Source organism: Agrobacterium sp. V1 (genome assembly GCF_030518355.1).
Lineage (GTDB): Bacteria > Pseudomonadota > Alphaproteobacteria > Rhizobiales > Rhizobiaceae > Agrobacterium > Agrobacterium cucumeris.
In genome coordinates, this window is the sequence record NZ_JAULSF010000001.1 from 1409313 (window position 1) to 1422615 (window position 13303).

The window sequence follows — 13303 nt, forward strand, 5'->3', positions numbered from 1 at the left end:
GATCCACGCTTGCAGAAAAGTGTTGCCAAATCGTCACAAAACTTTCGGCCTGGAAGATTTTATCGAGAAGGAATCATAGTCGGGCATGAAAAAAGGCCCGGTTGGTAAACCGGACCTTTATTTTAGCATCAATGGAAGTGTGGCGTCAGAACTTGACCTTCACGCCCGTCGAAATGGCAGCCACGAGATCGTTGCCGAAGTCATAGCCAGCCTCGTTGCCGCACGTGAAGCCTGCCCCGCAGGGTCCGCCGTTGATCGAGGAGCTTCCCGAGGTCAAAAGGCCAAGAGCACCGGCAATCTTGAATTCGATATTCTTGTTAGGCGAATAAACGATCTGCGTGCCGAGAGTCCAGGTGTCGGTCTGCGTGCCGATAATCGTGGACGTCCCGCGATCCCAAGTCACGCTGACAGCGCCGCTCCATTGCTCGTTAAACTTATGGCCAACGCCGCCAGAGATAGTCCAGCCATCGCGATAATACAGGTCAAGCGTGTTCAACGTATCTGTCCCGCTCGGAACACACGGCGATGTGCCAGCAGCGCAGAAAGGAATGACCTGAATCTGACTCCAATCAGTCCATTTTACCGAACCAAAGGCAAGCCAGTCAGGTGCAATGCCTGATTGGAATTTGAGCTCGATACTGTCGGGCATAGAAATAGACCCATAGACCGGCACGAGCTTGCCGCCATACTTCGCCAACGTTGGGGATATGGACGGCGGTGTCTGCGGGATCGATCTCACATCGGCAAAGCCAGTCAGGTCGTGATCAACAGAGCTGTTGTAAACAAGGCTTGTGCGGAAAGCGATTTCAGGAATTTCATAGGCCACGCCAGCACGCCAGCCCCAGCCATCACCTTCCATCTCCAGTTTGCCGACACCGCTGAAGCTGGACCATGCGGGATTCAAGCCGAGAACGGCCGGTCCAAGCACTTGACGGTATTTATAACCGCTGATTTCCTGATAGAATCCACCGCCGATGATCGAGAAGTCACCCTTGCCAAGATCGAACTTCACGCGGCAGGTGGTGGCATAATTGTGCGACTTGACCTTGGTTTCGATATTGTAGCTCGATCCCTGCCAGATGCCGGGATTGAGATGCGCGCCCCAGGGCTGCGAATAATCGAACATGCAGTCGCCGAAATCGCCGATCGCCGCTTTGGCGCCGATACGGGTAGACCAGAAGTTCTCCGAGTCGTCCGCGCTAGTAGACCACGAGGCAGGCAAGGGACCGCTCTTCAGCGGATTGTCCCGTGCATTCTCGACCTTGCGCTGCGGCGCAACGAATGTGGCCGAACTATCGAGAACGTAATCGGACGGATCGAACAGCAGGTCGATATTGTAACCGCCGCGCTCCAGGCCGCCGGCCAGTGAAGGCGTGACCGCCGCGATGCTGGCTACGAAACATACCGCGCCGCGAAAAATTGCAGTTTTTGCCATCTCTCTCCCCAATCAAGGCAATGTGATCGAGGATAGAGTGAAACGCCAAAGGGTAAATGACAATCTGCCGCAGTTTCCGGCTGTCGCACAAATGCGGCGATTTTTTTACGTAAGAATTTTATGTCTGCCCTCTTATATAATCATTTTAGGCTATTTTTCTAATCCGTTCGGAAAAACTGACGAAAAACGAAACAAATTGCCAAATCCAACAGGAAATGTCGCCAAATAACCACAGTCGCATTTTCCCGAAGAAACCCGCTTATCAGACCGTTTTTATTGGTTTTTTTCCGCTTTTCCGGATGAACCGGACGAATTTCGCGATGAAATAATCGCACTGTTTCCCGGAAATGATTCGCCGCTGCAACGCAGCAATGAAAAGAAATGAAACCTGACAAAAGGCAAAAAAACGCCCCGCATTAACGGGGCGTTTTGCTGTTGGAACGGCAAGGGCGGGTTATCCCGCCTCGTTCACCCGCTGCATGGCGGTCTTCAGGCTTGTCAGCTGCACCTCGAGTTCCGCCTTGCGTTCGCGTTCAGTGGCCACAACCTCCGGATCGGCATTGGCCACGAATTTTTCGTTCGAGAGCTTCTTGTCGATACGTTCCATTTCCGCATCTACCTTGCCGATCGCCTTTTCAAGACGGGCCTTCTCAGCTGAGAGATCGACAAGGTTGCCGAGCGGCAGGCAGACCGTGGCTTCACCGATGATGATCTGGGCCGAGCCCTTCGGCGCAACATCACCACCGCGGATTTCATCGGCCCGCGCTAAGCGCCGGATGGCGGCGGCGTGGCGATCAAGCCGCGCTTCGGTGGAGGTGTTGGCGCCGACGACCACCAGCGAGGCAGTCGCACCCGGCGGCACATTCATCTCGGCGCGTGTCGAGCGGATGCCCGATACGAGATCGATCAGCCAGTTGATTTCCGCAGCCGAAGCGTCGTCGCGGAATTCCGGCACCGGCCAGTCGGTGAGGCAGAGCAGATCATCGCGCTCCTCGCCCTCGCCGGCCGTATGCGCCCACAGCTCTTCCGTCATGAACGGCATGAAGGGATGCAGCAGCTTGTAGATCTCATCCAGAACATAGGCCGCACAGGCCTGCGATTCCGTCTTCGCATTTTCGTCTTCACCACCGAAGACCGGCTTCAGCAGTTCCAGATACCAGTCGCAGAACTGGTTCCAGACGAAACGGTAGAGAATGCCGGAAGCATCGTTGAAACGGAAATTCTCAAGCGAGGCCGTCACGTCGCGCGCCGTATTGGCAAGCTCGGTCAGGATCCAGCGGTTGATCGTCAGCGAGGCGGTTTCTGGCAGGAAGTGCGGATCGCGCTTCACGCCGTTCATCTCGGCAAAACGCGTGGCGTTCCATAGCTTGGTGCCGAAGTTGCGATAACCGGCGATACGCGCGGGATCGAGCTTAACGTCGCGGCCCTGCGCCGCCATGATGGCGAGCGTGAAGCGCAGCGCATCCGCACCATATTCGTCGATCAGTTCCAGGGGATCGATGACGTTGCCCTTGGACTTCGACATCTTCTGGCCGTTCTTGTCGCGAACCAGCGCGTGAATATAGACCGTGCTGAACGGCTCGACCGGGTTGCCGGCATCGTCCTTCATGAAATGCAGGCCCATCTGCATCATGCGCACCACCCAGAACGGGATGATGTCAAAGCCGGTGACGAGCACGTTGGTCGGGTAATAACGCGCCAGTTCCGGCGTCTCTTCCGGCCAGCCCAGCGTCGAAAACGGCCAGAGCGCCGACGAGAACCATGTGTCGAGCACATCTTCGTCGCGCGTCAGGATTTCGCCCGGCTTGAAGTTCTCAAGCTTCTCCTCGACCCAGGCCTTCCATGGGCCTTCATGGGCGATGTAATGCTGGATGGCCGCCTGCAGCGCCTCTTCCTCGGTCTTTTCGACGAAGACCTGCCCATCCGGGCCGTACCATGCGGGAATCTGGTGTCCCCACCACAATTGCCGCGAGATACACCAGGGCTGGATGTTCTCCATCCACTGGAAATAGGTGTTTTCCCAGTTCTTCGGCACGAAATTGGTGCGGCCTTCGCGAACCGAGGCAATCGCCGGCTGGGCCAGCGTCTTGTTGTCCACCCACCATTGATCGGTCAGACGCGGCTCAATCGGTACGCCGCCACGGTCGCCATGCGGCACGACGTGCTTGTGCGGCTCGATCTTGTCGAGCAGACCGGCTTCCTCGAAGATTTCGACGATGACCTTGCGCGCAAAGAAGCGGTCCTGTCCTTCCAGACGATCCCATGCGCCATGCAGGGCGGCCGGATGGCTAAGGCCCTCGAGGAAATCCTCATTCTCCTTGATGGAGATGGTGCCATCGATATTCATGACGTTGATGGCGCGCAGGCCGCAGCGCTTGCCGACTTCGAAGTCGTTGAAATCATGCGCGGGCGTGATCTTGACTGCGCCGGTACCGGCCGTCGGATCGGCATAGTCATCGGCAACGATCGGGATCTTGCGGCCGACGATCGGCAGGATGACATGCTTGCCGACAATGCCCTTGTAACGCTCGTCCTCCGGGTTAACCGCAACACCGGTATCACCGAGCATCGTTTCCGGACGGGTCGTGGCGACGACGATGTAGTCGCGGGTTTCGAACTCGGTGGGCTTGCCCTCCTCGTCGAAAGCGACCGGATATTGATAGGTCACGCCCTTTTCCAGCGGATACCGGAAGTGCCAGAGATTGCCCTTCATCTCGATCTGCTCGACTTCCATGTCGGAAATCGCGGTCTGCAGCTTGGGGTCCCAGTTGACGAGACGCTTGTCCTTGTAGATCAGGTTCTGCTTGTAGAGCGTGACGAAGACTTCGAGGACAGCCTCGGAGAGACCCTCGTCCATGGTGAAGCGCTCGCGCGACCAGTCACAGGATGCGCCGAGGCGTTTCAGCTGGTTGAAGATCAAGCCACCGGATTCGGCCTTCCATTCCCAGACCTTCTCCACGAAGGCCTCACGGCCCATGTCGCGGCGGCCCGGAAGCTGCTGTTCCATCAGCTTGCGCTCCACAACCATCTGGGTGGCAATGCCGGCATGGTCCATGCCCGGCTGCCACAGCACATCCTTGCCGCGCATGCGCTCGAAGCGGACCAATATGTCCTGCAGCGTGTTGTTGAGCGCATGGCCCATATGCAGGGAGCCCGTCACATTCGGCGGCGGGATGACGATGGTGAAGGTTTCCGCGCCCGGCTTGGCGTTGGCGCCGGCACGGAAAGCATTCGCCTCGTCCCATGCTTTGGCGATCTTCGGTTCGACGGCTGCGGAATCGTAGGTCTTCTCGAGCATTTCCTGACCTGAATTTTAGAGTTCTTGTGTGGATTTTTTAAATAAGGATGGATGGTCGAGAGTCAACAGAAACCGACCCGCTTAAGCCGCCGATTGGGCGACCCTGCATATGACTATGCCCCGATAACGCCTTCATCTTCAACAAAAAAGCCGCCCCGATGCCGGAGCGGCCCCTGTTTCGTCATGGCCCGGCGCATTTGCGACAGGCGACCGCAGAGAACTTAACGGCGCGAACCGCGTGCGACGCGCTCGATTTCCTCGCGCACGAGACGCTCCACCAAAGTCGGCAGATTGTCTTCCAGCCAGTCCTGCAACATCGGGCGCAGCATCTCGGCAGCCAGATCCTCGATCGAGCGGCGCTCGACGCCATCGAACACATCAGCAAGTTCGCTGAAGGAACGGGCGATCTGGGCACCGGCGGCAGCGGAAATGAGATTGAGCGACAAAGCGCTCTCAGCTTCCACCTCGGGCTCGGCCAGATCGAATTTCGGCATCTCGACGGCCGGCTGGTGCACTTCGATTTCAAAATGCTCCTTGGGGAGCGGCGTCTCGATCGCGCCACGCAACGCAAGTTGCTCAAAAGGGTTCTCGGCAAAAGGCGCATTTTCGATGGCAGCGGCGGCGGCGCGATCCTCGGTAGCGAAAGGCACGGGCTGTTCGCTGGCAGCAGCAGCGGTTGCCGCCATCAGCGGCCGCACATCCGTCGGACGCTGCGGCGCCGGACGTTCAGCCGGTATTACGCTCGGGGAAGATGCGGCGGGCGCAGCCGGTGCGGGCTCTGTAGCGCCACGCTGCGCCTGCGCTGCAAATGCCTGTGGCCCCATCGCGGCGTTACGGTCGGCGGCGGCGCGAACACGGGCTGCAACGTCGGCCAGCGACATGGTCTTCTCGGCAGAGATTTCCGGCTGTTCCGGCATCGGCCTTTCGGAAGCCGGCGAATAATCCTGCGCAGGCCGCGCACCGTAGGCCTGGTTTGCGGCGGGAGGAACGCGGGCCGGCGGGCTGACGGGCTCCGTCACGAAGGCCGCTTCACCGGCGGCATCGTCTTCATCGTCATAGACCGGCGGCAACTGTCCGGAAAACGCACCGGCAGGTCCCGGCTCGTTGCTCTCGATGATCCGGCGTATCGACGCCAGAATCTCTTCCATGGACGGTTCACGCGCTACGCTTGGCTGAGCCATATCAATCCCCGGTTTCCACTCTTGAGCGCGCAGGCCGTATCCCTCTGGATACCGGACATGGCGCTTCGCACCTGTTCAATTCTTACATCGCGTCCGTGACAGCCGAAGCTGGCTGCCGCGCCGATGTTCTGAAACATGTTCGGACAAAACCGCCGGGCGTTTTTGCCGTCCCTGTCGCAGGGTCATGCGGGGCAGAAATACGCACACCCCGAATCACCCTTAGTCTAGGGCAGCATGGTCAGGAACTAAATCACTGATTCGACAAGTTTCACGGTGATGCACAGCTTTGTGAGGACAGGCTGTCAAGGCACCGCCGCGGACAACCGGGGCGCAGCATACAGGCCCCGCAAAAGCAAACGCCGGGGCGGAAGGTCCACCCCGGCGTAACCGGCAACGAATATATCGATGGATCAGAAAACGAATTCTGCCGCCTTGGCAAAACCGGGCAGAGGCTTGATGGAGGCGTTGAAAGAGCTTGCAGCCGATGTGCTGTTGCCATCACGGCGATAGACGGTGGCCTTTGCGGCGTTGCCATATCCGACAACAACGACCAGACGTCCGCCATCGCGCAGCTGGTCGGTCAGCGCCGCCGGCACTTCCTCGACGGAACCGTTGACGAAAACCAGATCATAGGGCGCTTCGCTTGCATAACCCTTTTCAAGATCGCCGGTCACGACAGCGACATTGTCATATCCGAGCGACGCCAGCGTCTCGGTTGCCTGCACCGCCAGCGCTTCGTCACATTCAAGTGACACCACCGAACCTGCCAGCTGGGAAAGGATGGCGGCCGCGTAACCGGAACCACCGCCGACTTCCAGCACCACATCTTCCTTGGAGACGGCGGCAAGCTGCAGCAGTTTCGCCAGCGGCGAAGCCTTCATGACGTAGCGCGCCGGGCGGCCGTCGCGGGCCGGACAGATCTGCATATCCTCATCCGCATAGGCAATCTGCCGCACGCCCGCCGGCACGAAAGCCTCGCGCGGCACGCTCAAAAACGCCTTCAGCACCGAATGCGAAGTCACGTCAGTCGTGCGCAGCTGGCTGTCGACCATATTGGCGCGCGCGGTTTCGAAATCCATCATGTCCTTATCGCCTCAATTTCACGGATGCCGGTCGGGAAGCCTCGGCTCCAAAAGCTCAAAACGGCGCGGGTTTCCCCTCACCTTTGGATAATCTCATAATTGCCAAGGCGCGCGCTTTCAAGCGTGGTGAGTAGGATGTGCGGGAAAAAGCGAAATGACGGGGATTTTTTAAAACAGCAAAGGCGATCAATCACCGCAAAGCGAGAGATATGCTCAAGACAACATTTGCTATTTGTGGAAATTTTGGAGACCTCGCCCGGCGGCGCCTCAAAAAAGGGCTTTCAATAGCTCGCGCTATCGCCTGCCGCACCTTGGGTCGAATAATTATCGAGGCTTCTCAAATTCGGCGGCGCGCGGGGCGAACCCCGCTCAATCCATACGGTTGAGAGCACAGAGAAAATTGTTCTTCTTGATGAAGCGAACCACCAACTTGACTTAGCCTTCCATGCGGCTCCGAGCCTCCTTCCCTAGAAGCCATAACCAGCCGAGCCAATACCGTGCACGTTCGCAACTCGCTCGATCGAGCATCCGGCATCAGCCTTCAGCATGAGGCTTCTCCCGATTGCGGGTTTGGCTGCCGAGTTACGCTACCGGCTGCGCTCTAATGGCTGAACCATTCTGCGATTGACGAGTGCGTCCATGAGAAATAGCAATCTAATAAGGCTTTTCACTGATGACTGGGGAACGCAAGCTTATGGTCAACGAGAGTTGGTTGGCAAAAAATCACCGCTGGATCAGTGTGACCGGTATAGCTGGCATCTTGTTTATCTTCGCACTGGCAGTTCGGTTTTCTATTCCTTACGCGGAATGGAATCTCGACGCCAACAACATACTTAGAGCCGTGATTTACTCAGATTTACATGGTGTCCAAGCTGGCGGTGTCTCCATGAGATACTGGTATCAAGATAACCTCTACCAATGGTGGTTGGGGGCCTTTTTACCAGTCAAAGAGCTCGCAAGTCCGGTAACAGCAACATCGCTCATGCAACTGCTCTCAGTTGCAAGCTTGTTGCCCAAGATCCTTGGCGCACTGAATATTGCGCTGATTTTTTGCTTTTCCGTCTCTCTAGGAGCAGACAGGACAGCGAGTATTATTGTTTCTGCGACTTATGCAATCACTGCCCAGCACGTCGTGCTCTCGTCAATTGTGGAAAGACAGGTGCTTTCGCAAACGTTCCTGATTGTTTCGTTTCTGATTGCATCATTAGCATCGAAGGACTTGGGCACGCGTTACATGGCGTATGGTTTAGCAATAGCGCTCAACATATTTGGGGTCATATGCTACTCACCACCGGTGATGTTTTTCCCATTCTTAATGCTGTTTATACTTTCCCTTGAACTGGAAAAACACACAGCTTCACGCGACCGTATTGGAGCTGTTTTGGCCATATTAGGGCTGGCGCTGTCCATAGACAGCCTGCTCTATTTTATGACAGGAGCCTCAATATTAAGCGTAATGATCGGCTCGATGAAGTTTTTCGTCATGTATGCTGATCCCGGCTCTCAAGATGAATTTTCAAAGATTGATGAGGGGCTGGTTATAGCGAACATAACTTGGCTTTTTGGCCATCTATTTCAATGGTTGCCATACTATAGAACCGATAATTTTGCTGAGATTTCGGTTTGGGCGGCGATCCTGTCTTGCGTCGTCGTCATGTACTGCTTCTATTGCGCAATCACCGCAATCTTACCATATAAAAAACACTTGGATCCTGGCCTTTTTGAATTTCTCGGAACGAGTGGGGCGAGACTGGGGATATTGTCTGCAGCTTTCCTGATTGGCATCGCATTAAATTTGGTCGTACGTCACGGCAACCAAACCGAATTTTACATAATGCCATATACATTCATCTTGCCGGTCGTCGCGGAGAGATTTTCTCGACATAGGTCCGAGAGTAATGTGGGATTGGCCGTGCTATGCGGCATATCGCTGCTTGTCGCCCTCACCGTCAACGGCAATCCGTTCATCGGTGCTTCGTTCCAAGACAGGAACAGTTACATCGGGCAAAACGCGAGCGCGATTTTGCCGACAATGACTTCTCGGCCATGAGGCCTGCACAACGCCTGATCGCCCGGGTAACTGTAGTTCATCAATGACGTGCACAATTCATTGCAAAAACGGAATCTGCGATGTCGACACAGTCTTCGCCAGCGCAGTAGGTAATAGCGAGGCGACAGACACCCTTGAGGCGGTGTTTAGATGCAAAGACAGCATAACGTCGAATCTATGCACGAAATGCAGAACTCACCTGTCTCGCGTGTAAAATCAATTATTTGCTTTTGGTGAAAAGCGATTTGGAGGCCTCGCCCGGAATTGAACCGGGGTACAAGGATTTGCAGTCCTCTGCGTCACCACTCCGCCACGAGGCCTCACACGCTCTTCATTCGAGCGATGGCGGGCATTTAGAACGAATCCATTTTGGGCGCAAGAGGGTTCGTTCCGAATGTGGTGTTTTTTCAGGCTGGATAGGCACCATGCAGTCGCCCACGGTCTAAGGGATTAAGATTGCGTGGTTTTTCGTATCTTCCTCATATTCCAGAAGAAACAACGCCCGCATCCGCCGCAATTGCGGCAGTGCGGGCGGTGGCTCAGTCTCAAGGGTAGTCGATCAAATCCGCCCAAGCAGAACCAGTATCAGGACAATAACCAGAACCAGTCCGAGGCCGCCCGACGGGCCATAACCGTAATTATGGTAACCCCAGCTGGGCAGCGCGCCGATCAGGAACAGAATAAGCAGGATGACGAGGATGGTGCCGAGCATGTTTAACCCTCCGCTATTGGCATGTGTTGTGCCTGATTCAATGACGCAGCATGAAAAAGGTTCCCTTCAGTTCCCGCGCTGCGGCCTGCTTCCCAAAAAGCATCGTAGCCGTTTCAACGGGTTAAAGCGCTATCTGCGATGAGCCCGTGTCTGCTTCCGTTGGGTGAAATAATTTGCCGGATAAACGTCTTCGCCCGCAGGCATTGAAATGGCGCAGGTATCAAGGCCAAACGTCAGGGGCTTCGATGACCGGCGATGGCAGCGATTTATTCGTGGTAATTTTTCGGCCTATGTCCATTGGTGGTTATTCGTTATACTATAACAAGTCCCCCGTACCCTGAAACTGGCGGGAGACAGAGAGATCTGGCATCACTGGCAGTGCGCCAGATCTCTCCCGCCCTCCCCGGCAAGCCACAAATCTCCCCCTTGAGGCACACGGATATTTTACTGGCGGTGACAGGCGATTCTCTTGCCTTGCCGGTTTCACTCCGGCTAGACCCCGGGCCGGGAGGGAGAAACGAGAATCATATGTCCGGTTTTGCGAACCTCATCCCGCTTTTCATCTTTGGCCTCCTCGTCTACGCTTTCTTCCGCTGGGTCGCGCGCGACATTCAGAATCCGAAAAGCAAATAGACAGGACGAATAATCCTTGATCTTCTTGCCCGCCGGGAACCGCTGCGCCTCCATATCGTTTTCGCAGACGCACTTCGGAGGACAGGATGAAAACGCTCCTATCATCGGCCATTATCGCGCTCCCATTGGCGCTGGCGGGATGCACCACGGTCGGACCGCCACCCTATACTGGACCGGCGCCCTATGTCGCACCGATCCCCGGCAGCATTACCTATAGAGGCCAGCCGCGCACCAAGCTGACGAAATCGCCGATCGGCAGCACCTTCAGCCACGAATTCCGTATCGATGGCAGCACAAGGGCGGTGGAAACCTACCGCATCGCGCCCGACCGCTCGCTGGAACTCATCGACCGGCGCATCATTCGCGACTGGCTGTTCGGACGCGACGACTGACCGCACCACAGCCGGGCCGAAACGGATTGCGCATTCAGGCCGCTTCGGTTAGAGCCGGGCACGACAAACAATACGGATAGGCGATGAACACGCGCTGGCAAAAACCCGTCCTGATCGCGTTTGAAACGCCGGGCGAATATACGAGCATCGAAACCACGCAGGCAGCCTCCTGGGCGCTGATCGAAGATTGGCCGATCGAAGATGGCGATGCGCTGGACAAGGCGCTGCTCGTCTGCGCCGCCGTCGATGCCGGGCGGAAAAAGCCGGAAGATGCGCGCAAGGCTTTCCTTGCCGCGGCCATCGAAGCGGGCCTCGATTTCAAGGCCTGACGGGAACTGGCTCGCCTGCCGCAGGACGATGCGATGTGCCCTGCGGCGCTGAATTTTCAAGACAACAGGTTGGATGGATAAAAACCGATGGAAGCTTCCGGAAACATGAAAAAAGCCCTGTTCATCTTTCTTCTCTCCTGCCTCGCAATCGGCCTCATCGGCCATCTCGTCGTCGCCTTCGTCGTCACGGGCTGAAGCGTCCAGATCGCCTTCGCCACACGCGGAATGGCAAGGCATTAAAAATCTCTAAATTTCATTCTTCTGTTATGGAACCGCAATAGGCTCTGTCCGTTCTCTTTTCGCCCGACACAAGGAGGATTGAAATGCGTGACGGATTGAACGGTTTTCTAGAAATATCGATGCTCGGCTTCGTGGTCGCAAGCTGCTTTTTCATGGTCAACCTGCCGATCTGACCCGCCTTAAAAAATCCTTTCCTGAGGATGCCGGCGATTAAAAATGCCGGAACAGAAAATGCGGCCTTTTGGGCCGCATTCTTTTTCAAAGAACCGTGAAAATCAGGCAGAGAGCTTGGCAGCGATTTTTGCCACATGCGCGCCCTGGAAGCGTGCGCCTTCGAGTTCGATTTCGGAAGGCTGGCGCGAGCCGTCGCCATCGGTGATGGTGGAAGCACCATAGGGCGAACCGCCCTTGATTTCATCGACGCCCATCTGGCCCTGGAAAGCATAGGGCAGCCCGACAACGGCCATGCCGTGATGCAGGAAGGTGGGAATGAAACCGAGAATGGTCGATTCCTGACCGCCATGCTGGGTGGCGGAAGAGGTGAAGGCCGAGCCAACCTTGCCGACCAGCTTGCCGTTGAACCACAGACCGCCGGTCTGATCCCAGAAATTGCGCATCTGCGAGGCAACCGTGCCGAAGCGCGTGCCGGCGCCGACGATGATGGCGTCGTATTCTGCCAGCTCTTCCACCGTCGCCACCGGGGCCGACTGATCCATCTTGAAATGGGAGGCCTTGGCGACCTCTTCCGGAACCAGTTCGGGAACGCGCTTCACCACAGCTTCCGCGCCGGTGGACTTGACGCCTTCGGCGACCGCATAGGCCATCGTCTCGATATGGCCGTAAGCGGAGTAATAAAGTACCAAAACCTTCGTCATTCTCTTTGTTTCCTTTGCTGGAATTTTTTCCGGCGTACCGGCCAGAAGCTTTTTCAAAAACTGGATGATCATCGGCGTTGACCCGTCAAATGTATGTGACGAAAACCTAGCCCACGGCCCCTCCTCCCGCCAGCCGGGGATTGGCATACGCACTGTTCACCATGAGTGAACGGAAAACCGGAATGTCAACCATTTACAAAAGGACATTTTTTCAAAACTGCTTTGCATTCATCGGGAGCAGGGCTAACGTCAGGGGAAACAGATGACGAGTGCAACCATGTCCAATCCCTCCTCCACCTCCTCCGTTGTCACCGCCGCCATGCTCGCCATCGGCGACGAATTGCTGTCGGGCCGCACCAAGGACAAGAATATCGGCCATCTTGCAGATGTTCTCACCATGTCCGGCATTGACCTCAAGGAAGTGCGCATCGTCGCCGACGAGGAGGAGCAGATCGTTGAGGCGCTGAATGCGCTGCGCGGCCGTTATGATTATGTCTTTACGTCAGGCGGCATCGGCCCGACCCATGACGATATCACCGCGGATGCAGTGTCAGTGGCATTCGGCCTGCCCTGTGAGCACGATGCCGAGGCGCTGCGCCTGCTGGGCGACATGTACCGCGTCCGCGAGATGGAGTTCACCGAGGCGCGCAAGCGCATGGCGCGCATGCCAAAAGGTGCCGCACACATCGCCAATCCCGTTTCCGTTGCCCCCGGCTTCGTCATCGGCAATGTTTATGTCATGGCCGGCGTACCGCAGGTGTTCCAGGCCATGCTCGACAATGTCATGCCGACCTTGTGCACCGGTGCGAAGGTCATGTCGCAGGCGGTGCGCTCCCCCTATGGCGAAGGTGATATCGGCACGCCGCTGACGGCCATCCAGAAGGCTCATCCCGAAACCAGCATCGGCTCCTATCCGAAATATGACGGACAGCGTTTTTCGACGGAGATCGTTGTGCGCGCCCGCGACGCCGGCGTGCTGAAGGCGGCAACCGAGGCGGTCGCAGCCATGATCGAAACCATCGGCCAGGAGAAGCAACTGGCCGCCAGCAAGGGCGATGCAACCGCCTGAGAAGGAA

General features: G+C 56.6%; 10 protein-coding genes and 1 tRNA gene. 4 read left to right on the forward strand and 7 right to left on the reverse strand.

Translation table 11 applies throughout. The annotated features are described in order from the left end of the window. Positions 1–145: 145 nt before the first annotated feature. The 4 genes from QSV77_RS06835 to QSV77_RS06850 all read right to left on the reverse strand — a co-directional run bounded on the left by QSV77_RS06835 (position 146) and on the right by QSV77_RS06850 (position 6996). Positions 146–1435, reverse strand: coding sequence for an OmpP1/FadL family transporter (locus QSV77_RS06835; RefSeq protein ID WP_269699708.1), 1290 nt, complete (start codon positions 1433–1435; stop codon positions 146–148). 454 nt (positions 1436–1889) lie between these two features. After that, positions 1890–4733 carry a valine--tRNA ligase gene (locus tag QSV77_RS06840; RefSeq protein WP_302732919.1) on the reverse strand — a complete coding sequence of 948 codons (2844 nt, stop codon included), beginning with the start codon at positions 4731–4733 and terminating at the stop codon, positions 1890–1892. Positions 4734–4954: 221 nt separating this feature from the next. Continuing rightward, complete coding sequence (popZ, locus tag QSV77_RS06845; protein WP_302732920.1) at positions 4955–5914, reverse strand: cell division protein PopZ; 960 nt, start codon at positions 5912–5914, stop codon at positions 4955–4957. Positions 5915–6324: 410 nt separating this feature from the next. Next, a complete protein-coding gene (locus tag QSV77_RS06850; protein ID WP_302732921.1) occupies positions 6325–6996 on the reverse strand; it encodes a protein-L-isoaspartate O-methyltransferase in 672 nt (223 codons plus the stop codon). A 694-nt stretch (positions 6997–7690) separates the two neighbouring features. Here QSV77_RS06850 and QSV77_RS06855 point away from each other — a divergent pair. Next, positions 7691–9046, forward strand: a complete 1356-nt coding sequence (locus QSV77_RS06855) for a hypothetical protein (protein WP_302732922.1) — start codon at positions 7691–7693, stop codon at positions 9044–9046. A gap of 246 nt (positions 9047–9292) precedes the next feature. Here the strand turns inward: QSV77_RS06855 and QSV77_RS06860 are convergent. Together QSV77_RS06860 and QSV77_RS06865 are read right to left on the reverse strand one after the other, a co-directional pair. Continuing rightward, positions 9293–9366, reverse strand: a tRNA-Cys gene (locus tag QSV77_RS06860). Positions 9367–9605: 239 nt separating this feature from the next. Next, positions 9606–9758 (reverse strand): DUF3309 family protein, encoded by a 153-nt coding sequence (locus QSV77_RS06865; RefSeq protein ID WP_003495626.1) that lies wholly within the window; start codon positions 9756–9758, stop codon positions 9606–9608. Positions 9759–10477: 719 nt separating this feature from the next. On the opposite strand from QSV77_RS06865, the gene QSV77_RS06870 reads away from it, so the two are divergent. Both QSV77_RS06870 and QSV77_RS06875 read left to right on the forward strand, forming a co-directional pair. After that, positions 10478–10783, forward strand: coding sequence for a hypothetical protein (locus QSV77_RS06870; RefSeq protein ID WP_271361353.1), 306 nt, complete (start codon positions 10478–10480; stop codon positions 10781–10783). An 83-nt stretch (positions 10784–10866) separates the two neighbouring features. After that, entirely contained in the window at positions 10867–11112 is a 246-nt protein-coding gene (locus tag QSV77_RS06875) for a DUF982 domain-containing protein (protein ID WP_271361355.1), read from the forward strand. Positions 11113–11627: 515 nt separating this feature from the next. On the opposite strand, the gene wrbA is transcribed toward QSV77_RS06875, so the two are convergent. Beyond that, the gene (wrbA, locus tag QSV77_RS06880; RefSeq protein ID WP_142840026.1) at positions 11628–12227 is read right to left on the reverse strand and encodes an NAD(P)H:quinone oxidoreductase type IV; all 600 of its coding nucleotides are present in this window, start codon (positions 12225–12227) and stop codon (positions 11628–11630) included. A 277-nt stretch (positions 12228–12504) separates the two neighbouring features. Here wrbA and QSV77_RS06885 point away from each other — a divergent pair, with 277 nt between their 5' ends. Continuing rightward, positions 12505–13296 carry a competence/damage-inducible protein A gene (locus tag QSV77_RS06885; protein ID WP_302733897.1) on the forward strand — a complete coding sequence of 264 codons (792 nt, stop codon included), beginning with the start codon at positions 12505–12507 and terminating at the stop codon, positions 13294–13296. The last annotated feature ends 7 nt before the right edge of the window (positions 13297–13303 follow it).

Coding starts and splice junctions, on each gene's coding strand:
- QSV77_RS06835 (WP_269699708.1), bottom strand. CDS start 1,435: ATGGCAAAAACTGCAATTTTTCGCGGCGCGGTATGTTTCGTAGCCAGC.
- QSV77_RS06840 (WP_302732919.1), bottom strand. CDS start 4,733: ATGCTCGAGAAGACCTACGATTCCGCAGCCGTCGAACCGAAGATCGCC.
- popZ (WP_302732920.1), bottom strand. CDS start 5,914: ATGGCTCAGCCAAGCGTAGCGCGTGAACCGTCCATGGAAGAGATTCTG.
- QSV77_RS06850 (WP_302732921.1), bottom strand. CDS start 6,996: ATGATGGATTTCGAAACCGCGCGCGCCAATATGGTCGACAGCCAGCTG.
- QSV77_RS06855 (WP_302732922.1), top strand. CDS start 7,691: ATGGTCAACGAGAGTTGGTTGGCAAAAAATCACCGCTGGATCAGTGTG.
- QSV77_RS06865 (WP_003495626.1), bottom strand. CDS start 9,758: ATGCTCGGCACCATCCTCGTCATCCTGCTTATTCTGTTCCTGATCGGC.
- QSV77_RS06870 (WP_271361353.1), top strand. CDS start 10,478: ATGAAAACGCTCCTATCATCGGCCATTATCGCGCTCCCATTGGCGCTG.
- QSV77_RS06875 (WP_271361355.1), top strand. CDS start 10,867: ATGAACACGCGCTGGCAAAAACCCGTCCTGATCGCGTTTGAAACGCCG.
- wrbA (WP_142840026.1), bottom strand. CDS start 12,227: ATGACGAAGGTTTTGGTACTTTATTACTCCGCTTACGGCCATATCGAG.
- QSV77_RS06885 (WP_302733897.1), top strand. CDS start 12,505: ATGTCCAATCCCTCCTCCACCTCCTCCGTTGTCACCGCCGCCATGCTC.